General features: G+C 40.0%; 26 protein-coding genes and 1 tRNA gene. 10 read left to right on the top strand and 17 right to left on the bottom strand.

The genetic code is table 11. The annotated features are described in order from the left end of the window. Positions 1–9: 9 nt before the first annotated feature. From nusB to glyA, 5 genes are read right to left on the bottom strand one after another with little or no spacing between them, the layout of a single operon-like run. Entirely contained in the window at positions 10–468 is a 459-nt protein-coding gene (nusB, locus tag QVL57_RS00270) for a transcription antitermination factor NusB (protein ID WP_290076507.1), read from the bottom strand. Beyond that, complete coding sequence (gene ribH, locus QVL57_RS00275) at positions 458–886, bottom strand: 6,7-dimethyl-8-ribityllumazine synthase (RefSeq protein ID WP_290076509.1); 429 nt, start codon at positions 884–886, stop codon at positions 458–460. The genes nusB and ribH overlap by 11 nt, the downstream gene beginning before the upstream one ends. Next, positions 886–1,488, bottom strand: coding sequence for a riboflavin synthase (locus QVL57_RS00280; RefSeq protein ID WP_290076511.1), 603 nt, complete (start codon positions 1,486–1,488; stop codon positions 886–888). The genes ribH and QVL57_RS00280 overlap by 1 nt, the downstream gene beginning before the upstream one ends. Next, positions 1,473–2,612, bottom strand: coding sequence for a bifunctional diaminohydroxyphosphoribosylaminopyrimidine deaminase/5-amino-6-(5-phosphoribosylamino)uracil reductase RibD (gene ribD / locus QVL57_RS00285; RefSeq protein WP_290076513.1), 1,140 nt, complete (start codon positions 2,610–2,612; stop codon positions 1,473–1,475). Before ribD ends, QVL57_RS00280 begins: the two co-directional genes overlap by 16 nt. Before the next feature lie 6 nt (positions 2,613–2,618). Continuing rightward, positions 2,619–3,896 carry a serine hydroxymethyltransferase gene (glyA, locus tag QVL57_RS00290; RefSeq protein ID WP_290076515.1) on the bottom strand — a complete coding sequence of 426 codons (1,278 nt, stop codon included), beginning with the start codon at positions 3,894–3,896 and terminating at the stop codon, positions 2,619–2,621. Between the two features lie 85 nt (positions 3,897–3,981). Between glyA and argC the strand changes: the two genes are divergently transcribed. Next, positions 3,982–4,908 carry an N-acetyl-gamma-glutamyl-phosphate reductase gene (gene argC / locus QVL57_RS00295; protein WP_290076517.1) on the top strand — a complete coding sequence of 309 codons (927 nt, stop codon included), beginning with the start codon at positions 3,982–3,984 and terminating at the stop codon, positions 4,906–4,908. On the opposite strand, the gene QVL57_RS00300 is transcribed toward argC, so the two are convergent. From QVL57_RS00300 to pcsA, 6 genes are all read right to left on the bottom strand, one after another. Next, the gene (locus tag QVL57_RS00300) at positions 4,862–5,932 is read right to left on the bottom strand and encodes a COX15/CtaA family protein (RefSeq protein WP_290076519.1); all 1,071 of its coding nucleotides are present in this window, start codon (positions 5,930–5,932) and stop codon (positions 4,862–4,864) included. The two genes, argC and QVL57_RS00300, sit on opposite strands and share 47 nt — an antisense overlap. A gap of 15 nt (positions 5,933–5,947) precedes the next feature. After that, a complete protein-coding gene (locus tag QVL57_RS00305) occupies positions 5,948–7,582 on the bottom strand; it encodes a hypothetical protein (protein WP_290076521.1) in 1,635 nt (544 codons plus the stop codon). A gap of 21 nt (positions 7,583–7,603) precedes the next feature. Beyond that, positions 7,604–8,722: a L,D-transpeptidase family protein gene (locus QVL57_RS00310; RefSeq protein ID WP_290076523.1), complete on the bottom strand. Its 1,119-nt coding sequence runs from the start codon at positions 8,720–8,722 to the stop codon at positions 7,604–7,606. A 106-nt stretch (positions 8,723–8,828) separates the two neighbouring features. Then, positions 8,829–9,227 (bottom strand): DUF6163 family protein, encoded by a 399-nt coding sequence (locus QVL57_RS00315; RefSeq protein ID WP_290076526.1) that lies wholly within the window; start codon positions 9,225–9,227, stop codon positions 8,829–8,831. A gap of 5 nt (positions 9,228–9,232) precedes the next feature. After that, on the bottom strand, positions 9,233–10,333 hold the full coding sequence (locus QVL57_RS00320) for a 3-hydroxyisobutyryl-CoA hydrolase (RefSeq protein ID WP_290076527.1): 1,101 nt from the start codon (positions 10,331–10,333) through the stop codon (positions 9,233–9,235). Between the two features lie 9 nt (positions 10,334–10,342). Continuing rightward, positions 10,343–11,080 (bottom strand): phosphatidylcholine synthase, encoded by a 738-nt coding sequence (pcsA, locus tag QVL57_RS00325; protein WP_290076530.1) that lies wholly within the window; start codon positions 11,078–11,080, stop codon positions 10,343–10,345. Between the two features lie 113 nt (positions 11,081–11,193). On the opposite strand from pcsA, the gene QVL57_RS00330 reads away from it, so the two are divergent. Continuing rightward, positions 11,194–12,372 carry an FAD-dependent monooxygenase gene (locus QVL57_RS00330; protein ID WP_290076532.1) on the top strand — a complete coding sequence of 393 codons (1,179 nt, stop codon included), beginning with the start codon at positions 11,194–11,196 and terminating at the stop codon, positions 12,370–12,372. Here QVL57_RS00330 and QVL57_RS00335 read toward each other — a convergent pair whose 3' ends face one another. Further along, positions 12,373–12,972: an invasion associated locus B family protein gene (locus QVL57_RS00335; protein WP_290076534.1), complete on the bottom strand. Its 600-nt coding sequence runs from the start codon at positions 12,970–12,972 to the stop codon at positions 12,373–12,375. A gap of 86 nt (positions 12,973–13,058) precedes the next feature. Here QVL57_RS00335 and QVL57_RS00340 point away from each other — a divergent pair, with 86 nt between their 5' ends. Together QVL57_RS00340 and QVL57_RS00345 are read left to right on the top strand one after the other, a co-directional pair. Then, positions 13,059–13,475, top strand: coding sequence for a lysozyme inhibitor LprI family protein (locus tag QVL57_RS00340; RefSeq protein ID WP_290076537.1), 417 nt, complete (start codon positions 13,059–13,061; stop codon positions 13,473–13,475). Positions 13,476–13,478: 3 nt separating this feature from the next. Further along, positions 13,479–13,904, top strand: a complete 426-nt coding sequence (locus tag QVL57_RS00345) for a hypothetical protein (RefSeq protein WP_290076539.1) — start codon at positions 13,479–13,481, stop codon at positions 13,902–13,904. Here the strand turns inward: QVL57_RS00345 and mfd are convergent. Further along, positions 13,899–17,381 (bottom strand): transcription-repair coupling factor, encoded by a 3,483-nt coding sequence (gene mfd, locus QVL57_RS00350; RefSeq protein WP_290076541.1) that lies wholly within the window; start codon positions 17,379–17,381, stop codon positions 13,899–13,901. The genes QVL57_RS00345 and mfd overlap by 6 nt on opposite strands. Positions 17,382–17,390: 9 nt before the next feature. Next, positions 17,391–17,657, bottom strand: a complete 267-nt coding sequence (locus tag QVL57_RS00355; protein WP_290076543.1) for a succinate dehydrogenase assembly factor 2 — start codon at positions 17,655–17,657, stop codon at positions 17,391–17,393. 130 nt (positions 17,658–17,787) lie between these two features. Between QVL57_RS00355 and QVL57_RS00360 the strand changes: the two genes are divergently transcribed. From QVL57_RS00360 to recG, 3 genes are read left to right on the top strand one after another with little or no spacing between them, the layout of a single operon-like run. After that, on the top strand, positions 17,788–18,528 hold the full coding sequence (locus QVL57_RS00360; protein ID WP_290076546.1) for an AzlC family ABC transporter permease: 741 nt from the start codon (positions 17,788–17,790) through the stop codon (positions 18,526–18,528). A gap of 9 nt (positions 18,529–18,537) precedes the next feature. Continuing rightward, positions 18,538–18,879 (top strand): AzlD domain-containing protein, encoded by a 342-nt coding sequence (locus tag QVL57_RS00365; protein WP_290076549.1) that lies wholly within the window; start codon positions 18,538–18,540, stop codon positions 18,877–18,879. After that, positions 18,872–20,950: an ATP-dependent DNA helicase RecG gene (recG, locus tag QVL57_RS00370; RefSeq protein WP_290076552.1), complete on the top strand. Its 2,079-nt coding sequence runs from the start codon at positions 18,872–18,874 to the stop codon at positions 20,948–20,950. Before QVL57_RS00365 ends, recG begins: the two co-directional genes overlap by 8 nt. A gap of 6 nt (positions 20,951–20,956) precedes the next feature. On the opposite strand, the gene glmS is transcribed toward recG, so the two are convergent. From glmS to QVL57_RS00385, 3 genes are read right to left on the bottom strand one after another with little or no spacing between them, the layout of a single operon-like run. After that, entirely contained in the window at positions 20,957–22,780 is a 1,824-nt protein-coding gene (glmS, locus tag QVL57_RS00375; RefSeq protein ID WP_290076553.1) for a glutamine--fructose-6-phosphate transaminase (isomerizing), read from the bottom strand. A 1-nt stretch (position 22,781) separates the two neighbouring features. Further along, entirely contained in the window at positions 22,782–24,152 is a 1,371-nt protein-coding gene (glmU, locus tag QVL57_RS00380; protein ID WP_290076555.1) for a bifunctional UDP-N-acetylglucosamine diphosphorylase/glucosamine-1-phosphate N-acetyltransferase GlmU, read from the bottom strand. 19 nt (positions 24,153–24,171) lie between these two features. Beyond that, positions 24,172–24,873 carry a cytochrome c biogenesis CcdA family protein gene (locus tag QVL57_RS00385; protein WP_290076557.1) on the bottom strand — a complete coding sequence of 234 codons (702 nt, stop codon included), beginning with the start codon at positions 24,871–24,873 and terminating at the stop codon, positions 24,172–24,174. 111 nt (positions 24,874–24,984) lie between these two features. Here QVL57_RS00385 and QVL57_RS00390 point away from each other — a divergent pair. The 3 genes from QVL57_RS00390 (at position 24,985) to QVL57_RS00400 (ending at position 26,227) form a co-directional block, all read left to right on the top strand. Beyond that, a tRNA-Lys gene (locus QVL57_RS00390) sits at positions 24,985–25,060 on the top strand. Positions 25,061–25,155: 95 nt separating this feature from the next. Next, positions 25,156–25,653 (top strand): xanthine phosphoribosyltransferase, encoded by a 498-nt coding sequence (gene gpt / locus QVL57_RS00395; protein ID WP_290076559.1) that lies wholly within the window; start codon positions 25,156–25,158, stop codon positions 25,651–25,653. Positions 25,654–25,762: 109 nt separating this feature from the next. Beyond that, a complete protein-coding gene (locus tag QVL57_RS00400) occupies positions 25,763–26,227 on the top strand; it encodes a hypothetical protein (RefSeq protein ID WP_290076561.1) in 465 nt (154 codons plus the stop codon). Position 26,228: the final 1 nt, after the last annotated feature.

A 26,228-nucleotide genomic window follows, 5' to 3' on the forward strand; every position in this document is an offset into this window, starting at 1 on the left:
TTCTTTATATTAAACTATACGCAACTGCCCAGCGGCATTGTGCAACACGCCATTTACTAACCTTGTTTCTGCAGCTGCAAAAAACGCTTTGCTCAATTCTACATATTCATTAATAATAACAGCTACATCAATTTTTTTATGCGTTTTTAGCTCCCAAATAGCAGCGCGTAAAATAGAGCGCAAAACAGAATCTAAACGCGAAAGCGGCCAATCTGGCGGTAGATTTTTGCTTATAAATGGATCTAGTACAGTTTGTTGTTCAACCACACCAATGATTATACTGCGAAACCACTGTATATCCGCTGGCAAATATTCATCGCCATCTATTTCTTGCCCTAGGCGATAAAGCTCATATTCTTTCGCTATATCTATAACATTAGCTCCAGTTACCTCCAGCTGATACAATGCCTGTACAGCCGCAAGGCGAGCAGAGCCACGTTTATTTACTGGCTTTACTTCATCCTTCATGCATATTTTCTTTCAGCTTTATCAACTCCAAACAAGCAAAGGCTGCCCATGCGCCTTTATTCGATTCATCTGCTTTTGCGCGCGCCAGAGCCTGCTGGCCATTATCCACCGTCAATATCCCATTGCCTATGGCCAAATTCTTAGCTAGAGCTAAATCCATAAGTCCAGAAGTTGAGCCATTGGCTACAATCTCAAAATGATAAGTTTCCCCACGAATAACGCAGCCCAGCGCTACATAGCCAGCATAGCAGTTTTTACTCATTATCGCTATAGCGGGTGGTATCTCTAGGGCGCCGGGCACGGTAACAAGATCATATTCATAACCAGCTGCATCTAATTTCGCTTTGGCACCAGCTAATAAAGCCTCTGCTATATCTTCGTAATAGCGGGCCTCAACGATTAAGACTTTCTTTTTCATTATAACTGCCTTTTCGCCTCGCTATAGCGTACAGAATAACGGGCTAATTGATCTATTTCAAGATTTACATAATCACCAACTATCTTTTCGCCAAAAGTAGTAACTTTTAAACTATGGTCAATAAGCAAAACCTCAAATATATCATCCCGCACATCATTAACCGTTAAAGAAACTCCATTTACTGCTATAGAGCCTTTTTTAGCAATAAAAGGCATTAAACCAGTATCAGAACTTTTGAAATATATTCTTTTTGCCTCGCCCACCGGGGTAAGCTCTATTATTTTTGCCGTTGCATCAATATGCCCAGAAACTAAATGGCCACCAAGCTCGTCGCCTATTTTTAGCGAGCGCTCTAGATTTATCCGTGTATTTTTCTGCCAATCCTTAATTGTGGTTAGCCGCACCGCTTCTTCCCACGCTTCCACTTCAAACCAAGCTTCTGATTTATTTACTACCGTTAAACACACGCCGTCGCATGCTATTGAAGCACCTATGGCGATAGTTCGACAATCATAAGAAGAAGTAATACGTATTTTCCTTCCTTCATTAAGGCTTATAACCTCATCTACTACACCGATGGCTGTTATTATCCCTGTAAACATTTGTTGGTCCTTATCCAATGTTCATATTTGTTAGAGTTTAACGACATTTTTTCAATAAGTCTATAATTATCGCTAGCAATTATTTTCTGCAAATTTGGCGCCAATATTGGATCTTTCTCGACAATCACGGGACTAGTGAATAAAGCCAAGCGATCTACCAGATCTGCCGCCAAGAAATTTGTTGCAACATTAGCTCCCCCTTCAACCAATAGCGAAAAAATATTTAGATGATAAAGTCTAGCTAATAGCTCTTCTAAATCTATAAGTTTCTTTTGCGGCAGCATAAACTCTAAGAGTTCGGCCCCCCTATCCTGCAATGCCTGTTTTTTTGCAGAATCGGCAGTTGCCGAGCAAGCAATCCATAGGGGCTGCTGCCTAGCGGTTGCTACTAATTGACTATGCAGCGGTAATTTTAAATCTACATCTAGCACTATGCGTATTGGCGAGCATTTTTCTAACCCGTTCAGGCGACAGTTTAATATGGGATCGTCTAATAAGGCAGTTTGCAAGCCAATTAGAATCGCGTCATATTTACTGCGTAATTTATGGGCAATTTTTTTAGCCAAAGCATTGGTAATATTAAACTTAGCTACGCCGATTTGCCCCACAGCCGCATTTTGCGCTAACGCCAATTTCAAGGTAACTTCGCATCTTTTATATTGTTGATTTATAAAATAGCGACTCATTACATTATAGGCATAAGCACTCAAGATTCCAGTAGTTACCTCTATGCCAGCTTCGCGTAGCATTTGTATGCCATGCCTGTCTACCCTTGGATCTATGTCGCACAAAGCGACTACTACCCTTTTTACCTTTGCTTTAATTAGCGATAATGCACAAGGCGGTGTTTTGCCATAATGAGCGCAAGGCTCTAATGTTACATAAAGGGTGGATTCTGCTACGGCTTTGGCGCCATAAAGCCGCATGGCTTCTGCTATGGCTTGGGTTTCAGCATGGGGCCGGCCAGTTATGGCTGTGGTGCCACGGCCAATAATTATAGTCTCTTTTCCATGCCTCCATACCAATATAGCGCCAACGGCTGGATTTTCTAGCGTAGAGCCTAGGGCTGTGGAGGATAACTCCACAGCCGCCTTCATAAAAATTTCATCACTTAGATGCTGCATTATGCCTTAGTAAATTGGAAAGTTCTGCGTTAGATTCTTTACCCGTTCTTTCACCCGATGTAAAGCTTCGTCTAGCTCTTCGTCCGTACTTAAAGCTTTGATTATAGAAGCTATCATTTCCCCTATAGCAACAAACTCCGTCGAGCCAAAGCCGCGTGTGGTACTTGCTGGCGTGCCCAACCGAATGCCAGAAGTTATAAAGGGCGAGCTAGGGTCAAAAGGCACAGTATTTTTATTACAAATAATATCTACACTACCCAATGTTTGCTCCAATTGCTTACCCGTAATATTATAAGACTGTAAATCTAACAATAATAGATGATTATCTGTACCCCCTGTTACAACATTTATGCCATTGTCTATGCAGGTTTTTGCCAAAATCTGCGCATTGGCAACAATTTTTTGCGCATAATCTTTAAAGTCAGGCGCCATAGCTTCGGCAAAACTCACAGCCTTCGCTGCAATGATATGCATAAGCGGGCCACCCTGCATACCGGGAAAAACGGCACTATTTATTTTTTTCGCCATATCTTCATAATTGGTCAAGATCAAGCCCCCGCGGGGACCACGCAGCGACTTATGTGTCGTGGTGGTTACTACATGCGCATGTGGCAACGGGCTTTCTAATACTCCCCCGGCTACTAAGCCTGCGATATGAGACATGTCAACCATTAGATAAGCCCCAACTTCATCTGCTATTTTGCGAAAGCCCGCCCAATCTATCTTGCGCGAATATGCCGTTGCACCAGCTATTATTAATTTCGGCTTTGCTTTGCGAGCTATATCCGCAACTTCTTGCATATCTATAAGATGGCTATCTTTGTTTACTCCATAGCTTATCGGGCTAAACCATTTGCCAGACATATTAACTGGCGAGCCATGCGTTAAATGGCCGCCAGCATCTAGAGCCATGCCCATGAATTTATCACCGGGCTGTAGTAAAGCCAGAAACACGGCTTGATTCATTTGGCTGCCAGAATTTGGCTGCACATTAGCAAAACCGCAATTAAATAATTGTTTTGCTCTGGCTATTGCTAAAGATTCTACTTCATCAACTACATGGCAGCCGCCATAATAGCGTTTTCCCGGGTAACCTTCGGCATATTTATTGGTTAATATAGAGCCTTGCGCTTCTAAAACTGCCTGTGAGACCAGATTCTCAGACGCGATTAGCTCTATCTCATTGGCTTGCCGATCTCGCTCTTTATTGATTAAGCTATAAATGGCCGCGTCTTTTTGCTCTAAAGCTTGGTGAAAAAACGTGGAGATATTTTTTAAATTCATTGAATGTTCCTCTTTTATTTTTATCTAGAAAATTATACACCATAATATTAAAAGTTATTAAATATAATTACAGGAACGCATAGATATGCATAAAATTTTTATCGATGGCGAACATGGCACAACAGGCCTAGAGATTCACGAGCGACTATCAAAAAGCAATATAGAGCTATTGTCGTTACCGGATAAGGATTATTATAATATCGAAGCTCGCACAGAGCTAGCTAGCCAAGCTGATATAGTAATATTATGCCTGCCAGATAATGCAGCAAAGGCCATAGCGCCGATTCTAATGGAAAAAGCAAATAGCCGCATCATAGATAGCTCTACAGCTTATCGTACCGATAGCAATTGGGTTTATGGCTTTGCCGAGCTTACCAAAACGCAAAAACAAGCTATAGAAAATGCTCGATTTGTAAGCAATCCTGGCTGCTACCCAACAGGGGCACTTAGCCTGCTACGGCCCCTGCGCGACCATGGCGCACTTAGTAAAGAGGCATTGGTTAGTATACATGCAGTTTCTGGCTATAGTGGTGGCGGAAAAGCTCTAATCACTCAAATGACCGATATACATGCAAAAGATTATATAGATCTAAACTATTTTGCCTATGGGCTGCATTTAGATCACAAACATAATAAAGAAATAAAAACCTATAGCCTGCTGGATAATATGCCAATTTTTGCGCCTAGCGTGGGGCGCTTTGTGCGCGGTATGCTAGTAAATACCACACTGCATTTGGCAAATTTAACTAAGAATTATAGCATGGCGAATTTGCGCGATATTTTTACGCAGCATTATAGCAATCAAGAATATGTTACAATAGCTGGTGAAGAAGAAGTAGAACAAATACAACGGCTAGACCCAACAGAGTTGGTCGGCACAGATAAATTAAAAATTTATATTTTTGGCAATGCAGAGCAAGGCACGCTAAGCCTATGGGCTACATTAGACAATCTTGGCAAGGGCGCTAGCGGTGCTGCGGTACAGAATTTGCAGCTGATGTTGGGCTACTAAGCGCTTTGGTAGCGCAATAATGCAAAACTGAAAAAACCAAAAGCAGTAAAGCAAAAATTTGATGTAATAAAGCCCAAAAAATAGGTACATGCAGCAATAAGGTCGTTATACCAAATATTATCTGCAAACTTACCATGCTTAATAAAATTAGCGATCTTATATGGTGGGTGCTATTTGTAGCGTAGATTCTGGCATATAAAAAATTGCCAAAAGTCAGCAGAAAAATAAGATAAGCGCAGCTGCGATGAATAAATTGAGTCAGAGCAATATTTTCAAAATAATTGCGCCAATATGGTTGTAATATAAACATAAACTTAGGAATAACCTGACCATTCATCAACGGCCAGCTATTAAAACTCAGCCCACCATGTAGCCCAGCTACAAGAGCGCCAAAGTAAATTTGTAATAAGATTAGCCCTATCAATAGAGCCGCCATAATTTGCATAGCTGGTGTAGCGGCTTTTTCGCTATAATCTATTAGCTTTCCTATCATATAGCTTAGCAAAGCGATAATGCTGCATGCTGCTATCATATGCATTGCCAAGCGATATTGGCTAACGCTGGTAAGCGAGCTGCCCGCTAGGCCTGAATAGACCATCCACCAGCCTATTACTCCCTGTATGCCGATTAAAATTGGTACAATTAAAAAATAAGCTAAGTAATTTCGGTAAGCTAATTTTTTTATCTTGCTAGCGAATAGATAAAAAATTAATGGTAAAATCGCAATAAATCCAATAAGACGCGCTAAGATTCTATGCGCCCATTCCCACCAATATAAATGCTGAAACTCCGCCAAAGACATATTTTGATGTAGCTGCTGATATTGCGCGATTTGTTGGTATTTTGTAAATTCCTGCTGCCATTCAATCACATTCAATGGCGGGATAACACCATGTATAGGCTGCCATTGCGTTATAGAAAGCCCAGACCCGGTAAGCCTAGTCGCTCCGCCCACAATTACAATGCTCAGACACAAGAACAAGATGGCATATAACCAATAATTTATTATATAATTTCTACGCATTACTCACCTACCCTCTTACGCTAATTTTAAAAAATGAATGAGTCGAAAACCAACACTGCGCAGCACTTTTGCCCAATTCTTGGCATCATAAGCATCAAAAGCCGAGCAGACTACCACAATAGTTGCATCTTTAGGCAAGAAACTATTTATAGGCACCTCTACCTCCTCACTTACAGAGTAAATGATTAGATCATAATTTTGATAGCAATTTACCATAATATGGCGAAAACGCTGGCGTTTTTCTGTTGTATCTAACTCGCCAATGCCATCTGCCATTATGATATCTATATCTATAGTGCTGTCGTGATAAATTATTTGCGAAAGATCAATATCATCTGCCAGCGCATCTTTTATACCTTTTTTATTATCCGTATATTTATGTATTACTCTACCAGAAAAATCTAGCAAGACTATGCGTAGCTTTAAACCAATGACTTTTCGTAGATACATAATGAATTTTGCCGCTGCGGACTCCGCCTGCTGAGCAAAAAAAGCTACTGCACCATGGGGCCTACCGGCAATAAGCTGTGCCAATTCGCTTAAATCTATATTATCAGTTTTTCGGCCCTGTAGCATTTTTTTGTCAAATTTTTTATAAATAAAAGGTATGGCTGATAATATTAACAACACAAGAAATAATAAAAGCAACAACCAGATATATGGGATTTGCGGATGTACCCTTACTATTATCATATTATTTACATCTGCTTCATTATTAAGCGATTGTTGCTCTAGGCGTAACTGTAATTTCTGTTGCAACAAATTTTCTAATTGCTTAAAATTGGTGACGCTGTTAGTGGAGCTTTTAGTTTTTTCGCCCAAAAACCTTTTTAAATGCTGCTCCATAGCTTGGTCTAGCTGAGCTTGGCTTTTTAAGCGAGTGATAATAGCCTTAGTCTGTGCAATGATTTTTTGTTCCAGAGCTATTTTCTGCTGGCCTATGGTTTTTGCTTCAGAACATGCGCCGCGGCCTGCAGCATTGAGCTGCAGCAGCCTTACCTCGGCGCAATGTTTTAGAAAAATTAGGCGCTTTATCTCTGGGTCATGTGCAATGATGGGTAGCTCAAGACTGGCACCGTTAGCTTGGACGTAACGCAGTATTTCTTGGGATTGAGCGGCGGTAATAAAAGCTTCTATGTATTTATCTGCTGCTTGGCGCTCTATTATTTGATTGGTTGAACTATTATTTATTAAATTATCTTTTAAAGCTTCAATCTGTTTTTCTATCGATTTTAGTTCTTCCGCTATTTTTTGTAATTTTACTGAATTTTTTGTGCTGGATATATCTTTATATTGTAAATTAATAAGTTTATTTAAATCGCTGATGGCACTGTTAGTTTTTGCATAGACTGTAATAATTACCCAGCCAGAAGAAGAGCGTATAGTGGAATAGTTAGTAAAGAGCTCACTTAAGCTATGTCCCGGCAAAAATTCATCAATAAAGCCAGGTGCGCTACGCCATAAGCTTGGCTCGTCGCCATAGTCATTTGGAATAGTAAGAACGGTATTTAACTGCTTATAATAAGCCTCTGGCAGGTAAAAACGAGCTTCATAAAAACCATTGGCAAGAAAATTTATTCCCAATAATGCAAGCGAAAGCAGAATTAAGCAAAATATAGTAATAAATATACGTTTTGCACTTTTATGCATCCGTACCTCTTTAAATAGGCGTTAATTAGCTACCGCTAAATTGTCAAATCCATAAACATCATTACGAAAATTAGCTGTACTCTCATCCTGTGCCCAAGCTGTTATATACACAAAATGCACGCCTACTCTATCTTTTAAATTTACAACATAGTTTTTTCTACTAGCTATAACTTGTTCTAGCCTAGCTCTTGGCCAGCCAGCCGTGTTTTTTAATAACCACACATCTAAATCACGTATATTATGTACTCTTACACAGCCAGAGGAGTCAAAGCGGATTAAACTATTAAAGGCTGCCTGCTCTGGTGTATCATGCATATATACATCATAATTATTATAAAAATTGATTTTTGTAGAAGACATGGCATTTTCTTGTCCTGGTTCTTGCCGAAACCTCAAATGGCCAATATCAACAATATTCCAGTTAATAAGTTTGTTGTCTAAAGGCTGCCCTTTTGCATCATAAACAATTATGTGATTATTAGTTAAATAATTAGGCTCGCGCTTTAATATCGGCAATAGATCTCTACGAGCTATAGAGCTTGGAATGCTCCAATATGGATTTAAAATTACTTGATAAATATTAGAGTCTAAGATTGGCGTTTTTCTACTTAATTTACCAACCACAGCCTTGTGATATTGTATGATTTTACCATTTTCTACCGCCTCTATTTTCAAGCCAGGAATGTTAACGCAAACATAACGCGGCTGCGCCTGAATAAGAGCTTTTTTTTGTAATAATCGCTGCAAATTTAATTGAAGTTGATGCAAGCGAGTCTGCGCGCTTATATTAAGCGTTTGTCTGGTTAGCTCATCTACTATACCAGTTACGGGAAGACCGCAGCGTTGTTGAAAATTTTGTACTGCCAATTTAAAATAAGAGCCAAAATAATCACCCAAATCAGTTTGTGCCGATAAATCACCCGAAAGAATCAAGCGTTGACGTAGCAATCGGATATTAAAGCCAGTGCTACCAATTTGCAGCACCCCAGCAGTGCTTGGCAAAGTTGGCCAGCCACCAGAAGCTACAATAGTTTGATATTTCTTTATGAGTTTGCGCATATTTTCAATATTAATATTGCTAAATAAAGGAACAGCACTCGCGTGTTTTTCGCTATAGTCAAAATCTTGCACATATGGCATCTGGTTATTAGCCGACAACAGCTCACTCAAGACCGATGGATCTAAATGGCCTTGGGCAAAAACTAGGTTTTGGCAGAGAAATAAACTTAGCGCAGCTATGAATATGTTAATTTTGGGCAGCTTTATCATGGCGTAAGAAAAATAAGTTGAATAATATAAATAAAAAAATTAGCACGCAGTCCATTGCGGTAATATGTGGATTTGCAGAAAAGGCAGTAAAGTGAAAGCCAAAGGCGCAGGCCTCAAACAATGCCGTTAATAACCATAGAATTACGCCCCAGCTAGCACTCATCCATAAGCCTACCGCTATGATAGGATAGATTGCAGCGAAAACTATTTGCGCAGCAACAATTTTTGCAAAAGCAGGAGTTTCATAAATACGCAGCATAGAAAATTGCAAAAGATGCAGCCAAAAAATAGCAGATTTTAAAATTACCAAAATTGCCAAGCTGCGCAAAAAATAAAGATAGGCCTTCTCAAACTTCAATAGATTTGTTAACATCATGTCTCCTACCATAATTCATCATTTTGGGGTAAAAAATATTCATCAACCTCTTGTGCTGGGATTTGCGAGATATCATTATATTTCCATTTTGGCGCTTTATCCTTATCAATCAGCGCCGCCCTTATGCCTTCATAAAAATCATGGCTTTTTAGCATATTGCTAGTTATACGATATTCCATTTTCATACAATTTTCTAGCGAAATATCATTAGCTTCGGTCACATGCTTATAAATTACCTTAAGACTTAAGCTAGATAAAGGCCCAAGCATTTTTAAGCTGGCAGTGGCAAATTCACTGCCTTGCTGCGAGCAAAGATACAATTCTGCTAAACATAGATCTAAGCTCGGTTTATTAAAACAGCGCTCAATCACATCTAAATGCTTGGTGATTTTAGAGGCAACAGGAAATATATAAGCCTGTAGTAATTTATCTATTTTAGCAAAAATCTCTGCATTACTCGCTGTTTTTTGCCAACGCAGCCCAGCAAGATTTTGCACCAAAGCTGTTTTGATTTGTGGTAAATGTTGCGATTCAATGCAGTGGGTTCCAAAACCAATATAAAGACAGTCACCCCAATCTATACGAGCACCAGTTAGGCATAAATATAGACGTAGACTAAGATTTGTACTTTGCAAAAAATACGCAGCGCCAATATCGGTAAAAAAGCCAATATTTGCTTCTGGCATAGCAAAAACGGTATTTTCTGTAACTATGCGATATTTTCCATAAGCAGACATGCCAGCACCGCCGCCCATTACTAAGCCGTCTAATAGTGCAATATAAGGTTTTTTGTAATTATTTAAATAAATGTTGAATAAATATTCTATGCGAAAAAAATCATACGCTGGTGCACCAGCTTTGCCCTTGTGATAAGCCGCTACTACATCACCACCAGAGCAAAAAGCGCGCCCTGCCCCCTCAATAACGACAGCTACAATAGAATCATCTACTTCAAATGCCTTTAATGCTTCAAATAAAGCTATAGCTATATTATCATTAATAGCATTAAGCAGCTTTTCCCTATTAAGCAAGATAAAAACAACATTATTCTCTAGAGTAAAGATAATGTCATCATTGCCGCCAAAATCTAATATTTTTCTAGCCATGGCCCAGCTTTACCTTAGCCCCAGACGAGGAAAAAATTGCATAATGCCACCTATGATATATAAATAAATGCCAGTAACAGCAACCCCTATGCGTAACCATAAAGGGGGATGTAATTGATAAAATAGCGCTAAAACGCCCAGCCCACACCAAAGTAAAAATATAGGCAAATTAATGCTGCGCAAGCGCTCTACCCGCACTGGATGCAGAAAATATATAGGCAAAAAAGAAACCAAGGCTGAAGTTATAATACATATAAAGCTTACCCACTGATTGGGCGCAATGATAAATAACGAAAATACCAGCATATTCCAAACAACGGGAAAGCCCTTGAAGAAATTTTCTTTAGTTTTCATGCCCATATCCGCGTAATAAACAGCGCTAGAAATAACAATAATCAGCGCAGAGATATAAGAAAGCGTATGATTTAGCAGGCCGCTATTATAAACAATAAAGGCTGGGATAAGAACATAAGCCACATAGTCAATTATATTATCCAGAAGTTCGCCCGACCAATTTGGCAAAACATATTTTACCTTTAAATGCCGGGCTACAGGGCCATCTACCCCGTCGACAAATAAAGCCAACCCTAGCCAAGCAAAACTAACCATCCAGTTTTTACAGCTTGCTTCCGTTAGAGATAAAAAAGCAAAAATAGAACCTGTGGCTGTAAATAAATGCACAGTAAAAGCAAGTAGCTGAGGCATAGTAATTCTTTTTACCTGACTCGAGGGTTCTATATTGCTCATTACGACTCCTTGGTTTTGTAAATAAAAGCTTAATTTACATTTAACATATTTACGTTATTATACAAATATAAAATTGCACTATAGCGCTTAAAATAATCTAAGATTCATAAAAAATGTCGGATATCAACATCAATATTGCCATTATCGGCAAAGGCCCAGTGGGAATGTTAGCTGCTTTAGCATTGGCCAAAAAATCTACCCCTAGTTGCATTGTTGGAAAATCAGCAAGGGTAATTGACAAAAGAACAACAGCCATAATGATGCCAGGCATCAGATTTTTGCAGCAATTGCAACTCTGGCAAGAATTAGAGCCATTTGCAGCGCCTTTGCAAGCCATGCGCATAATTGATGAGACAAATCGCCCACTGCGTAGCCGTGAAATATTTTTTACCGCAGCAGAAATAGGCGAAAAAGCTTTTGGCTATAATATACCCAACGAGATTTTAAATAATACCCTAGCCCGCGCTATTTCTAGCAATTCTGCAATAACTGTTTTGGAATCTAATGTAATCTCTTATGATTTTGATAAGGCTGCAGGATATTTGGAAAATGGCCAAATTATAAGAGCAAAATTGTTTATTGCGGCTGATGGGAAAAACTCGGTAACGCGGCAGGCCTTAAATATCAAAACCTCTATAACATCCCACAACCAAGTTGCTTTTGTAACAAGCTTTACTCATGAATATGAGCATGATAATATTTCTACCGAAATACATACAGATCAGGGCCCATTTACCCAGGTACCGTTAATCGGCAAAAAATCTAGTTTAATCTGGACCGTAGCAGCAGAAAACGCCGCAGCAATCCAAAAGCTAGAAAAGGAAGATTTAGAAAAATATTTGCAAGAAAAAATGCATGCTATGCTAGGGGCAATAAAACTCGAAACAGAGTTGCAGGCTTGGCCCCTGAGTAGCCTTATCGCCAATGAATTAGTAAAGCATTCTGTTTTACTAATTGGCGAGGCAGCTCATTCTTTTCCCCCTATTGGCGCGCAAGGGTTGAATTTAAGCTTGCGCGATATTGAGGCTTTATATAACTTTATCGAGCATGAACCAGATATAGCAAAAATAGCTATAGATTATACAAAAAATCGTAAAGCCGATATAAAAGCCAGAGCCATGGCTGTAGCGTTATTAAACAACAGCTTGAGCTCAAATATTCTGCTCTGGCAAATAATGCGCTTTTTGGGATTCGAATTATTACATAATAACAAAACGCTAAGAAGTAATTTCATGCGCGAGGGCCTAGCGCCAAGCAAAAAGCTCTTGGCCCTTTTGCATAGATTACTTTAGCTAACTACCTTTTTTGGCAGCCTGCTGAGCTTTTAATAATTTTTCATCTTCTTGCGCTTGTAGCATGCCAGCAGCTTGTGCTCTTTTACTACGCATTTCATCAAACTGCGCCTCGGTAATTCCTTTGGATTTATAAGCTGCAGAAAAACCTTTTAGCGGTACATCAATTGGGTTTGAAGAGCCTTGATAATTCACAGAAATAATCCTGAGCTTGTCACCACTCTTCATTGAATTAATAATATCATCATTCAATACGCCTTCTGCTATACATATGGCACCTAAACAAAAACTATAATCTAGCTTTTTTACCTCGCCCTTACCAATTTGAATACTTACACCTTCTGGTATATGTCGACCGGTTGGAACGGTTATCAACATTTTTTTATCTTTTTGCGTTTCAACTAAATTTACAATCGTTAAAGGTTGCCCATAATCTGTCACCACATCACTTATAGTATTGCAAACCTTGCTGCCATCTTGGTCGCGGCAAACTCTGGCCCAGCTGTCAACATTATTTGCATAGGCACTATTTGAAATTATAGCGCAACTATAGACAATGGCCGCAGATACTAACGGTAAATATTTTTTTTGATAACGCATGTAACTTTCCTCAGCTTAATAAGTTTTATTATTTAATAACCTATTTTATAGTGAGATTAAAGTATTTTTTTCTAAAGGATTTCGATATGCAAATAAAACGTAATATTTTATTGGGCTTAACCGCACTAATGGTACAATTGAGCCCAGTTTTTGCCGCTGAAAATTTAGGCACGGAGTGCGACAATCCAAAAACGCAAAGCATGATGGACGAATGTGCAGCGATTGATTATAATAATCAAGAAACCCAGCTGCGTCTTTTAAGCGAGCAAATAGTCAAGCGCCTTGCCGACCATCCAGAGCGCCAAGCTAACTTTAAGCAAGCGCAAAGAGGTTGGCAAACTTATAAAAATTATGAATGTAAGTTGGCTAGCCCAAGCGACGCCACAATAGCTTCTACGCTACAAACTCATTGCCAAATAAAGTTAATTCAGCAGCGCATTAAAACTTTGCAAAGCTATCTAAAATGCCCTGAAGGCGAAACAACTTGCGTAATTCCGAGATAAGCCATGAGTAATTATAAATATTGTATTTTTTTAGCAATTATTTTATATAGTCAAAACGCTTATAGCGCTAGCGAGAATAGTTTTTTTCTTAATGTAAAAATTAGCAAAAAGATCCAGAAGATTTTAGCACAAAAGCACCAATCAGTAGTAGCGCATATAATTTATAAAACCAGCCCCAACAACAATGCGCACAGCGCGACTGGCCAGGACGGCTATATAAAATTAGGGGAAGAAGTAAAAATAATAAGCCCAAATAAAGAGCAACAGATCTTTGTTAGCCCTAGCTGGCAAAATCAAGAGCTTTTTGTTGAACCTATAGTTTTTTCGCGCGAAGAAAGCCAGACATCTAAGCCAACAAATTTGCTAACCTGCCCCGTTAAAACCTACCGCATGGCGCAAAAGCGGATAGTGGTAAAATGCTTTTTATAGCTCCGCCAGGCGCAGCATTGTCTTAGTGGCAAAAGGTAACTGCTTGTAAGCCTGCTCTACATTATTGGCAAAGAAAATACTTTGGTCCTGGCGTAGTTTTGCTTGCGCACCAAGGCTAGCTAGCAACCGCAATAAAGCTGCGCCATTGTAGAAAAAATTATTCTTGAAATGTATAATCATGCCCTTTTCGCCAATATCCAATTTTTCTACATTCAGGTTTTTGCATAGTTGTTTTAAATGAGTAAGCTTTAGCAAATTCTGCACCTCTAGCGGCATTGGGCCAAATCTATCCACTAGCTCTGCCGCAAAGGCGTTAATTTCATCTAATCCTTCTAATTGCGATAAGCGCTTATAAAGATTAAGCCGCAATTTTAAATCTGGCACATAGGCTTCTTCTATTAAAATAGAAGCAGCTATGTTTATTTGCGGTGACCATTGTTCTTCTATCTCTTTTTCTTGATTATGCAATTGCGCCACGGCATCTTCTAGCATCTGCTGATATAACTCAAAACCAACTTCTTTAATATGACCAGATTGCTCCGCGCCCAATAAGTTACCAGCGCCGCGCATGTCCATATCATGACTCGCAAGCTGAAAACCGCCGCCTAAGCCCTCGATAGATTGTAAAATACCAAGGCGTTTTTCTACATCTGCTGTTAGCAATTTGCCATGTTTAGTAGTAAATAAGGCATAGGCTCGTTGCTTAGCCCGACCTACTCTGCCACGTAATTGATATAAAGCAGCTAAGCCAAACATATCAGATCTATACACAATAATAGTATTTGCTCGCGGTATATCTAGGCCAGATTCGACGATAGAGGTAGAGAGCAAGATATCATATTTACCATCGTAAAAAGCATTCATAATATCATCTAACTTAGACGGCGGCAGTTGCCCATGGGCAATAACAAATTTTACCTCTGGCACATATTGTGTTAAAAACTCCGCTATATGCGTTAAATCAGCGATACGTGGGCAAACAAAAAAGCTTTGCCCGCCCCGATAATGCTCGCGCAATAATGTTTCGCGAACCGCTAAACTATCAAAAGGCGAGACAAAAGTTCTAACTGCCAGCCTGTCACGCGGCGGCGAGCTTATCAAGGACAAATCTCTTATGCCTATTAGGGCAAATTGCATAGTGCGTGGTATTGGTGTGGCCGACAAGGTAAGTACATGTATATCGGTTTTTAGCTCCTTTAGCTTTTCCTTATGTTTTACCCCAAAATGCTGCTCTTCATCTATTACTAACAATCCAAGTTTGGCAAAATTTATTGAATCACTAAGCAAAGCATGAGTGCCTATAACTATATCTATTTTACCATTCGCCAAATCTTCCCTAACCCGCTTTAATTCTTTTGCCCCACATAGCCGGGACGCCTGGGCAATTTCTAAAGCCATGCCCTGAAAGCGCGCTTTAAAGGTTTTATAATGCTGCCTGGCTAATAAAGTGGTGGGCACTACAACAGCTACTTGATATCCAGCTGCTGCTGCAACAAAAGCAGCGCGCAGGCAAATCTCTGTTTTTCCAAAGCCAACATCCCCACAAATTAATCTGTCCATGGGCTTGCCAGAGCCTAAATCTTCTAAGACCTGTGCAATAGTGCGCAGCTGGTCTTCGGTTTCTGCATAAGGAAATCTAGCGACAAATTCGTCATATAATCCAGCTTGCGGCAGCATAATTGGCGCAGTTTTTATGGCCCGCTGTGCTGCAAGCTCTATCAACTCGCCTGCCATGGCTAAAAGCTGCTTTTTTAGCTTTGCTTTACGTGCTTGCCAAGCCACCCCGCCCAATTTGTCCAGCACAACATTGCTGCTATCTCCGCCATAACGCGACAATAGCTCGATATTTTCTACTGGTATAAATAACTTACCTTCACTCGCATAATGTAACTCTAAACAATCATGCAAAACTCCCAGGGCGGAAATAGTCTTAAGGCCGATAAACCGCCCAATACCATGATTGATATGAACCACAATGTCACCCGGGGCAATTGCATTGGCATTGGCAATATAGTCTGACTGGCGACGCTTGCGAGCAGGCTGGCGAATTAATCTATCGCCTAAAATATCTTGCTCGGTTAATATGATTTTATTTTCATAGACAAAACCATGTTCAACACGTAGCGAAGTGGCGCCGATATGGCCAGCCTGTAGCTCTTTAAACTCAATCATCTGCTCTATAGGAGTGATTTTTTCTAACCCATGATCGTATAGGGATTCTAGCAATTTTTCTTGGGAGCCTTTTGTCCAGCTGGTTACTAGCAATTTTTTGCCGCTACTACGCTCGGCAGCAATATAATCCACTACAGTTTCAAATAGATTCACATTTGGCGTTTTACGCTCTTTAATAAAATTTTTGCCCAACCCGATATTTGTATGTAATATCGGCACCGCAGATAACTCATCCTCGAGTCGAAAAGAGCTAAAATCTATTCGTTGATGGCCAGCAGCGATTAGGCTTGAAACTTCTGCCTCACTTAAATATAGCGCTTGCGGAGATAAAGGATTATAGGGTAAATCTTGTGTTTTTTGCTCTGTGTGCTGCGTATGGCGTGCTTCATAATAATCATTAACTAATTTGTAATATTCTATTATTGCTTCTGGCACTAAATGATCTAAGACTATCAGTGCGCCTGGCATATAGGAAAATAAATTTTCTGTTTCTGTATAAAATAAAGGCAGCCAATGCTCCATGCCGCTGAAGCGCCTTTGCTCAGAAACAGCTTCATATAGCGGGTCGCTATTGCGTGAAACCCCAAAATTTTTGATATAAGAGCTGCGGAAATTAGCTATATTTTCTGGCTCCAAGCAAATTTCGCTCATCGGATATAGCAAAATGCTAGCTTCATTATTTATAGTTTTTTGGCTAGTTTTATCAAAATTGCGGATGGATTCTAGCTGATTACCAAAAAAATCTAGCCGCACAGGATTGGTGTAGCCAGCAATAAAAATGTCCAGCAAGCCGCCGCGTACTGCAAATTCACCATTATCACTCACAATGTCCACGCGTTGATAGCCACCCTGTTGCAATTTTACTATAAGCTGCTCCATATTACATTCATGGCCAGCTACGAGTGGAGCCAATTGATTGGCCAAGCTGGCGCGCGGCATAAGATTTTGCATAACAGCGCTGGCTGTTGTCAAAACAATTAATGGCGTCGTAGCATTAACTCCTTGGCATAAAATTGCTAAGCTGGCTAAGCGCTGTGCGGTAATGGCAGAGCTGGGCGAGACTCGGTCATAGGGCAAACAGTCCCACGCCGGAAAAAGTAAAACGGTAGCCGCTGGCAAGGTAAATTTTAAATTATAGGCAAGATTATCTAGCTCGACATTATCGCGTGTGATGTAAAGAATAGGACGCTTTAATTTATCTTGCATTGCCAGCTCTGCCAAGATAAAAGCTGCGCTGCCATCTTGTACGGAATCTATGCGAAAATTTTTGGTACCATCAGTTAAATATTTCTTTATTTCTAGCAAGTTACATCCCTACCTTAATCTTTTGCTAAAGCTTAAAATATCGTGAAATAAAGGCGTGTTTAACTCTGGCGATACACAACACTCGCCGATAAAGCAATTAAAAAGCTCTCTATCTTCAAAAGACATTATATGCTCTAGCTCGTCCATTTGGCTATCGCTTAGCAGGCTTAAATTTTGCTTAGCATAGCTGCCTAGTATAATGTCCATTTCTTTCATACCACGATGCTGCGCGCGAAACAGTAGCCTTTTTTGTCTTGCTGTCCAATTATTTTCCATAATGTTTACCTCACGCAATCAACCCAACCTCGTGGGAAAATACTATAAAAATTTCTAAAAGTATATTTATCTTTTGCATAATTTAATATATCCATTATAATTAGCAAAATTAAATTTATTTGGGTTTCCCATGGCAGCGCCAGCTTCTGTATCCGATTATGAAAATTTTAAAGCAGGATGCAAGGCTTGCTTGCCAACAATCCTGGGCTATTGGGCTGTGGCATTGCCATGCGGAGCTCTAGGTGTGGTAACTGGGCTTAGCATGTGGCAAATAGCGGGCTTGGCTATTTTTCTCTATGCTGCTTCTGCACAATTAGTTTTTTATTCGCTTCTAGTAACCCATGCCGATATTTGGCAGCTGACTTTTTCTACAGCTTTTATTAATTTACGCTATTTGCTAACAAATGCATATTTAGCAAAATTTTTTAAACACACCACCTTGGCAGAAAAACTTATTGGTAGCCTCTTAATTACCGATGAAACCTTTGGTGTAGCTCTGCAATATGCAAAAAAAAATAACAATAACTTGCCGTTTTACTGGTTGTTGGGCTTAAATCTTACTGCTTGGCTTAACTGGATTATTGCAACTATGACAGGGGCTTTTTTAAGCGCTTCGATTCCTGTTTGGGCCAATGATGCGCTAAGCTTTAGCTTAGTAGGTATGTTTGCGGGGTTATTAATATTGTCGTTGCAGGCCAGCTACACGAAACTAACTGATTTTGTGGTAATAGTAGCAGCTATTATTTGCATCATAATTTTACACAAGCATGTAAATAAAAATTTTATAGTTATCTTAACTTCGTTGATAAGTGCTGTGATTGGGGTGATTTTTTATAAGATTTTAACTCATTATAAAAACAGCAAAGGTTAAGGCGATTTTATGCAAAACAATATTGTTTTAGATATCATCAGTGTTTCAATAGCTACCGGACTAATACGGTGTTTGCCAGTGCTACTTTTGGCCAAGCGAGAATTGCCAGAATTCATAAGCAAGCTTCTATTATTTATTCCCCCAGCAATAATGTCTACCATTATTGCAAATGAGGTAATAAGCGATCAAGTAAAAACCATGTTCAACCTGCCTGCCGCCTTGCCTGCCTGTATAATAGCTTTTTTAGTTGGCTATCCAACGCGAAATTTATTTTTAACCATATTAGCTAGCGTTTTAGCTTATTTGCTTTTTCAACATATCCATTGGATTACTCCACCAGTTTATGCGTAATTTTATATTAGATAGTTTATTCGCACCTTTAGACAACTTAGCTGGCATTGGGCAACAAACCGCTAAATTACTTACTTTGTTGATTGCTAAATATAATGGTAAAAGCGACGCGCGTATAGTTGATTTTTTACATTTTATGCCGCGAAATTATGTAGATCGTAGTTTTGAAATCCCAATAAAAGACGCTATAGAAAATAAAATTTGCACCCTGGCATTAGTTGTACAGCAAACTAATTGGGCACCAGAAAATAAAAAATTTATACCCCATAGAATAATATGTAGTGACGGCACCGGCAGCTTAACGCTAATTTATTTTACGCCAAATGTTAAATGGCTAAGACAACAATTTTATCCAGGACGTAAGATTATAATCTCGGGCACAATTACCCTCTATCGCGGGGAGTTAACAATGTCGCACCCTGATTATGTGCTAGATATAGCAGAAAAAGATCGATTGCCAGTTATTGAACCAATTTATCCGCTTACGGCAGGGCTTTCAAATAAGACTCTGCAAAAAGCTATGGGGCAAGCCCTTGCGAAAATACCTGCTTTGGATGAGTGGATCGACCCATCTATTAAATTACCAGCCTACAAAGAAGCCTTGATACAGATTCATAAACCAGCTACATCACAGCTTTTAGACCAATATCGGCAGCGCCTGGCATATGATGAATTGCTAGCGCATCAGCTAGCCTTGCGGCTTTTGCGTAGTCAATATACAACAAAATTTCCTCCCTATTGGCGCATTAACAAAGACAGCCCTGTGGGGTTAAAAGCAAAATTACCATTTCGCCTTACCAAAGACCAAGAAGCCTGCCTGCTAGATATTTTACAAGATTTAAGCATGCCAAAGCCAATGACGCGCCTCTTGCAAGGCGATGTAGGGTGCGGCAAAACCATTGTGGCGACACTAGCTATGGCGCATATAGCAAATGCTGGGCTACAAGCGGCGCTAATGGTACCTACAGAAATTTTAGCCCGACAACATTTCAATTATATAAATAACCTACTACAGCCACTGGGCATGCAAACTATATTGCTAACAGGCAGAGAGAAAAAAGCAGAAAAACAGAAAAAACTGCATGATTTAGCTACTGGCAAGGCAGCAATTTGTATAGCTACCCATGCTATATTACAGCCTAATGTTAGTTTTAAAAATCTGAGCTTTAGCGTAATAGATGAGCAGCATCGCTTTGGGGTTGAGCAACGTATGCAGCTTTTGGCCAAAAGCCATATACCAAATCTATTGATAATGACAGCAACGCCGATACCTAGAACATTAGTATTGACTGCTTTTGGCGATATAGATGTTTCAAAGATTGTAGAAAAGCCAGCAAATAGACAAATTATAACTACTGTGAAATTAAGTAGCGATAAATTGAGTAATTTATTGAGTAGAATCGAGGTAGCGCTACAAAAAGGCGAGAAAATTTATTGGATTTGCCCATTAATAGAAGAAACAGCCAGTAGCGATTTAATATCGGCTACGGCTAGATTTGAAAATTTATTGCAGCGCTTCGGTAGTAAAGTAGCCCTGTTGCATGGTAAAACGCCACCACAAGATAAAGAAACAATTATGTCAAGCTTTGCTACTGGCGAAACGCAGCTATTGGTAGCCACTACGGTAATTGAGGTTGGCATAGATATCAAAGATGCTTCAATAATAATCATAGAACATGCCGATAGATTTGGACTTGCGCAATTGCACCAGCTACGTGGGCGCGTTGGTCGCTCAGATAAAAAATCAAGCTGCGTATTATTATATAGGCCACCAATATCCGCTATTGCGATTAAACGGTTGGATATTATGGTTGAGACTAATGACGGATTTTTTATAGCAGAGCAAGATTTGACTCTGCGCGGAGAAGGCGAGATTTTTGGCACCAAACAATCGGGGCTGCCAAGTTTTTTAATAGCAAATTTAGCTACAGATGCAAAATTACTGCAAATGGCACGCGACCAAATAGCCAAAATCTCTCTAGAGGAAATCAGAGCTAAAGCCTCGCATCCCTTAAATAATTTATTGCATTTATATCATCTAGAAAAAGCGCTAAAAACCATTCAGCCCTAGCTATTGCTATTCAACTGTAACAGATTTGGCTAGATTTCTTGGTTGATCCACGTCGGTACCAAGAAATACTGCAGTATGGTATGCTATTAATTGTATAGGTATAGCATAGACAATAGGCGCTATCATTTGCGGAACAGCAGGCAATATTATTGCGTCATTATTCGGCAAAGCAGAATTTTCATAGCCCTGTTGGTCTGTGAGCAATAGCACAGGCCCACCACGAGCAACTACTTCTTGGACATTTGACATGGTTTTTTCAAACCATTGATCAGATGGCGCAACGACAATAATTGGCATATATTCGTCAATCAGAGCGATTGGCCCATGTTTTAATTCGCCTGCCGCATAGCCTTCTGCATGAATATAAGACAATTCCTTGAGTTTTAGCGCGCCTTCCAATGCAATAGGGTACATAGAGCCACGGCCTAAATAAAGTACATTTTGCGACTGAGCTAAATCTTTGCAAAATTTTTGAATAAGCGTATCGCACTTTAAAGCCTGATTTATAAAAGCAGGCAAACTTTCGAGCGCATGCAGCGCTTCTTTAAAATCATCTTCTGTTAATACGCCTCGTTCATAGCCAGCACTGATAGCCATGGTTAACAACACGGCCAATTGGCTGGTAAATGCTTTTGTCGAGGCTACGCCGATTTCCGGCCCGCATAGAGTAGAAAAAACATAGTCCGATTCGCGTGCCATGCTAGAGCCAGCCACGTTCACTACGCTTAGACTCTGCACACCATGAGCTTTGCAATAACGCAACGAAGCCAAGCTGTCTGCCGTTTCACCGGATTGCGAAACAAAGATAGCAAGCGTATTTTTGCGAAAAGGGATATCGCGATACCTAAATTCTGAGGCAACATCATTATCAACGCTTATTCTTGCATATTTCTCGAACCAATATTTAGCAACTAAAGTAGCATAAAAAGCCGTGCCGCAACCAGAAAAAGATATAAGCTCTACATTTTTCCAATCTGGGCTTTTTGCTTGCTTTTTTAGCTTAGCAGCATAAAAATCTATGTAGTAAGACAGGCTATGGGATACAGTCTCTGCTTGCTCGTACATTTCTTTTTTCATGAAATGCCGGTGGTTCCCTTTAGAAATCATAAAAGAAGCGACATCGCTATTGACTATTTGGCGCGAAACTGGCGCCCCCTGCTCATTAAAAATTTCTACCTTTTGTGCTGTAACCAAAGCAATATCGCCATCTTCTAAATAGCTTATGCGGTGGGTAAACGGCGCTAGCGCTATCGCATCTGAGCCTACGAAATGCTCACCATCGCCATAGCCAAGTGCTAGGGGGGGGCCCTGCCTTGCAGCTAGCAATAAATTATCATAATCTTTAAAAATTATAGCTATGGCAAACGCGCCATGGAGCTGCTTTATTATATTTAAAACTGCCTCTTTTGGGCCCTTGCCCTGTTTTAATTGCCCAGTTATAAGATGCACCAATATTTCTGTATCGGTGTCTGTCTCAAAAACATAACCTTGCTGCTGTAATTGTATTTTTATTTCATTGAAGTTTTCTATAATACCATTATGCACTACTGCTACAACATCATTCATATGTGGGTGAGCATTTTGCTCTATTGGGGCGCCATGGGTTGCCCATCTAGTATGGCCAATGCCTACCTTTCCTTCAATCGGGTGAGCGCGTAGCTTTTGCTCTAAATTTATAATTTTTCCCTCGGCACGTAATCGTTGCAAATCTCCATTCGCGGCAATAGCTATACCAGCCGAATCATATCCGCGATATTCCAAACGCTTCAAGCCTTCGATAAGCCTAGCGGATACAGTCTTTTCACTTGCAATGCCAATTATTCCGCACATATCATACCCCTTGCTTTATTATTTTTTCGCTACGTTGCCGCAGTGTAATTGCATAATTGTCTTTATTTACTTGCCGCGCTCTTGCTATAGCCAAAGCATTAGGCGCTACATCTTCTGTTATTACACTGCCAGAGCCGATATAGGCGCCGTTTTTTATAATTATCGGCGCAACTAAAGACGAATTAGACCCAACAAAAACGCCTGGCTCAATTATTGTTTGCCATTTATTTTGTCCGTCATAATTACATGTTATCACACCTGCTCCTATATTAGTTTTTGCACCAATTATTGCATCGCCTATATAAGATAAGTGGTTAAGCTTTGCCCCGGCGTCAATGTGTGAATTTTTTACTTCACAAAAATTGCCAATTTTTACATCCTCACCAATATTGCTACCGCTGCGCAACCTAGCAAAAGGCCCAATTTTAGCGCCGTTACTTATTTGTGCACCCTCTAGATAGCTAAAAGCATGGATAGAGGCATTAGCCGCCACATATACATCGGGGCCAAAATAAACATAGGGCTCTACGCAAGCGCCTGGCTCAATTTGGGTATTGTAGCTAAAATATATAGTCTCTGGCATTTGCAAACTTACACCCTTTGCCAAAAAAGCTGCTCTTTTACGTTGTTGCCAAACAGCATCGGCGGCCGCCAATTGCTCTGCGTTGTTTACGCCCATTACATTATCCAACGGCACTTCTATTGAAGTTACGGTGAGATTCTTACTTTTGGCTATTTTTATAATATCTGTTAGGTAAAACTCACGATTATTATTGTTATTATTTACCTCTTCAAGCAGAGCTAATGCTTGCCTACCGCTTAGGGCCATTAAGCCGCCATTGCAAAAATTTATTTGCTTTTGTTCTACGCTGGCGTCTTTTTCTTCTATTATTTCTGTTAATTTCCCTTCTATTTCAATAAGTCGGCCATAACCTTCTGGCTTTCCCGTACGAAAGCCAAAAACAGCTATATCTATGCCCTGGTCTAACATCGCATTAGCACGTTCCAAATATTCCGCTTCGATAAGTGGCGTATCGCCAAAGACGATCAAAACATGCTCATATTGCTTCGCCAATTCTTCGCTACAGGCCAATACAGCATGCGCCGTACCTAGCCTTTCTTTTTGTACCACATAGTCTATTGCCAAATCGTCATGTCGTTCAGCTACAAAGCTAGCAATCGCCTCTTTTACCAGTTCAGCCTTATTACCAAGCACAACAAGTATTTTCTCAACTGCTATTTGTGCTAATGTCTCAATAACATGGCAGACCATAGGCAAATTTGCTATTTTATGTAGAACTTTAGGCAAAGATGAGCGCATTCTGGTGCCCTCACCGGCGGCTAAAATTATACACAGGCATTTAGCTGCCATAATCGCACTCCATGATCTATTATAATGATTGCATTTTTCCTGTTATAAATAACACACCCACAATTATTAACAATATGCCAATAAGTTTTTCTACATATCCTAAATGTTTAGTAAATTTAATTAAAAACGCCATAAAGACCTTAGAGAATAATGCGGCCAACAGAAATGGCAATCCAAGCCCAGCCGAATAAATACACAGTAAGCTTGCCCCCTGCCAAAGCGTTTGTTTTTGACTTGCCAAACTTAATACAGAACCCAAAACCGGCCCAATGCATGGTGTCCAGCCAAAGGCGAAAGCTAACCCCATGAAATATGCGCTCCAAAGACTAGCTTTTGTAATATTGCTATAGAATCTAAACTCACGAGAAAAGAGGTTAATCCGTAAAAGACCCAGAAAATTTATGCCCATTAAAATAATAATTATGCCAGAAGCAACTACAAAAAGATGCCTATAACTATTCAGCAATGTTCCCAAGCTTGTAGCGCTTGCGCCTAGAATTACGAATATAGTGGTAAAGCCTAACACAAAAGCCATGGCCTGGGTTAAAATTTTAAGCATGTTTTGTTTGCGGCTCTGCTGCAAATCTTCTACGCTTAAACCGCTCATATAACATAAATAAGGCGGTACCAAAGGTAGCACACAGGGTGAAAGAAAAGACAAAATACCTGCCAGAAATACGCTCCAGATTGATAGGCTCAAAGTTACCTCCGTTAAGTTCATTTTGCCTAATATAAACTAAAAAATATATTTTTTAACAAAATATTTAAAAAAAACTGTTGACCTTTCTTAAATAGCATCGTATGTATCGTTGCAGTTTTTAAGTTTTCTTAAGAGCGCGTAGCTCAGTCGGTAGAGCAACTGACTTTTAATCAGTAGGTCCAGGGTTCGAATCCCTGCGCGCTCACCATACTATCTTAATAGTATGGCTGTTTCTTCTTATTTGCAATTTCCTTGTCTATTCGTTACAATAGCTTAATTTTTAAAGGCTAAAGGAAATTTGCAATGACAATATCAGAAAAAGCTTTTTGTGTAAGCTGGGACCAGTTTCACCGTGACTCTAGAGCTCTTTCATGGCGCTTAGCAGAAATTAGAACAGACTGGCAAGCCATTGTTGCTGTTACACGCGGCGGGCTGGTACCCGCGGCTATTATATGCAGAGAACTTGGTATTAGAACTATCGACACTTTGTGCATAGCTTCTTACCATGAATATAACAAACAAACGGACCTAACGATTTTAAAAAATGTTTGCCCTGAATTGCGCCAAAAAGGCGGTGAGAGTATTATCGTAATAGATGACCTTACTGATACGGGTAAAACTTTTGCGGCCGTAAAAGAAATATTGCCAAAAGCGCATTTTGCCACTATTTACTCAAAGCCCCAAGGCAAGCCCCTAGTTGATACTTATGTAACTGAGGTAAGCCAAGATACTTGGATTTATTTTCCTTGGGATATGGGATTTACCTATCAGGCCCCGATTAATAAGAATCATAATGAGTAATTAATAATCTGCTGTACCTTATGGAACCTTAAACAAGCTTTGGCGTTTCTGTAACATAAAACTACAGCAATAAAAGTTACATTATAAGGAAGATAAGGGGAACTACCAGATGGAAAGAATACGCTCTAATAACGACCCTATGGTCGACATTCATGCAGATGACGCAGTCACGAAAAACGAGAAACGCTCAAGTGCCGCAGTGCGTGCCCTACTGGGCTTCCTCGGTTTTGTAGCAGCATTATGGTTACTAGTAAGCTTGCTTGGATCATTCATGCACCACCCAGTGGCTAGCGCAAATACAGATACGACTACTGTAGACGGCGTACCAGCAGTGACTAAAGACGCTATCACTATGGACGGCGCGCCAGTAGTAACTAAGGACGTTAAAACGACAACTACTACCATAGATACAGTACCAGCACCTGTTAATAGTACAAACCCTGCTGCCAGCAGCACGGTAACGATTGCACCGATGGAATCTACTACCACGGTAAAGCCAGAGGCTTCTAGCCCAACGCCGCCTCCAGCACCTGAAGTAACGAATCCAGCACCTGCAGGCGCAGTTTCTAGCTAAT

This window comes from Bartonella sp. TP (assembly GCF_030406085.1).
Taxonomy (GTDB): Bacteria; Pseudomonadota; Alphaproteobacteria; order Rhizobiales; family Rhizobiaceae; genus CALTWN01.

Excerpts from the sequence above, each read along its gene's own strand:
- QVL57_RS00385 (WP_290076557.1), bottom strand. The coding sequence starts at position 24,873 with ATGAACTTAACGGAGGTAACTTTGAGCCTATCAATCTGGAGCGTATTT.
- QVL57_RS00320 (WP_290076527.1), bottom strand. The coding sequence starts at position 10,333 with ATGGCTAGAAAAATATTAGATTTTGGCGGCAATGATGACATTATCTTT.
- nusB (WP_290076507.1), bottom strand. The coding sequence starts at position 468 with ATGAAGGATGAAGTAAAGCCAGTAAATAAACGTGGCTCTGCTCGCCTT.
- QVL57_RS00355 (WP_290076543.1), bottom strand. The coding sequence starts at position 17,657 with ATGGAAAATAATTGGACAGCAAGACAAAAAAGGCTACTGTTTCGCGCG.
- QVL57_RS00315 (WP_290076526.1), bottom strand. The coding sequence starts at position 9,227 with ATGATGTTAACAAATCTATTGAAGTTTGAGAAGGCCTATCTTTATTTT.
- QVL57_RS00305 (WP_290076521.1), bottom strand. The coding sequence starts at position 7,582 with ATGCATAAAAGTGCAAAACGTATATTTATTACTATATTTTGCTTAATT.
- ribD (WP_290076513.1), bottom strand. The coding sequence starts at position 2,612 with ATGCAGCATCTAAGTGATGAAATTTTTATGAAGGCGGCTGTGGAGTTA.
- gpt (WP_290076559.1), top strand. The coding sequence starts at position 25,156 with ATGACAATATCAGAAAAAGCTTTTTGTGTAAGCTGGGACCAGTTTCAC.
- QVL57_RS00310 (WP_290076523.1), bottom strand. The coding sequence starts at position 8,722 with ATGCCATATGTGCAAGATTTTGACTATAGCGAAAAACACGCGAGTGCT.
- argC (WP_290076517.1), top strand. The coding sequence starts at position 3,982 with ATGCATAAAATTTTTATCGATGGCGAACATGGCACAACAGGCCTAGAG.
- ribH (WP_290076509.1), bottom strand. The coding sequence starts at position 886 with ATGAAAAAGAAAGTCTTAATCGTTGAGGCCCGCTATTACGAAGATATA.
- QVL57_RS00335 (WP_290076534.1), bottom strand. The coding sequence starts at position 12,972 with ATGCGTTATCAAAAAAAATATTTACCGTTAGTATCTGCGGCCATTGTC.
- glmU (WP_290076555.1), bottom strand. The coding sequence starts at position 24,152 with ATGGCAGCTAAATGCCTGTGTATAATTTTAGCCGCCGGTGAGGGCACC.
- QVL57_RS00345 (WP_290076539.1), top strand. The coding sequence starts at position 13,479 with ATGAGTAATTATAAATATTGTATTTTTTTAGCAATTATTTTATATAGT.
- QVL57_RS00400 (WP_290076561.1), top strand. The coding sequence starts at position 25,763 with ATGGAAAGAATACGCTCTAATAACGACCCTATGGTCGACATTCATGCA.
- QVL57_RS00280 (WP_290076511.1), bottom strand. The coding sequence starts at position 1,488 with ATGTTTACAGGGATAATAACAGCCATCGGTGTAGTAGATGAGGTTATA.
- QVL57_RS00365 (WP_290076549.1), top strand. The coding sequence starts at position 18,538 with ATGCAAAACAATATTGTTTTAGATATCATCAGTGTTTCAATAGCTACC.
- glyA (WP_290076515.1), bottom strand. The coding sequence starts at position 3,896 with ATGAATTTAAAAAATATCTCCACGTTTTTTCACCAAGCTTTAGAGCAA.
- QVL57_RS00300 (WP_290076519.1), bottom strand. The coding sequence starts at position 5,932 with ATGCGTAGAAATTATATAATAAATTATTGGTTATATGCCATCTTGTTC.
- QVL57_RS00340 (WP_290076537.1), top strand. The coding sequence starts at position 13,059 with ATGCAAATAAAACGTAATATTTTATTGGGCTTAACCGCACTAATGGTA.
- recG (WP_290076552.1), top strand. The coding sequence starts at position 18,872 with ATGCGTAATTTTATATTAGATAGTTTATTCGCACCTTTAGACAACTTA.
- QVL57_RS00330 (WP_290076532.1), top strand. The coding sequence starts at position 11,194 with ATGTCGGATATCAACATCAATATTGCCATTATCGGCAAAGGCCCAGTG.
- QVL57_RS00360 (WP_290076546.1), top strand. The coding sequence starts at position 17,788 with ATGGCAGCGCCAGCTTCTGTATCCGATTATGAAAATTTTAAAGCAGGA.
- glmS (WP_290076553.1), bottom strand. The coding sequence starts at position 22,780 with ATGTGCGGAATAATTGGCATTGCAAGTGAAAAGACTGTATCCGCTAGG.
- pcsA (WP_290076530.1), bottom strand. The coding sequence starts at position 11,080 with ATGAGCAATATAGAACCCTCGAGTCAGGTAAAAAGAATTACTATGCCT.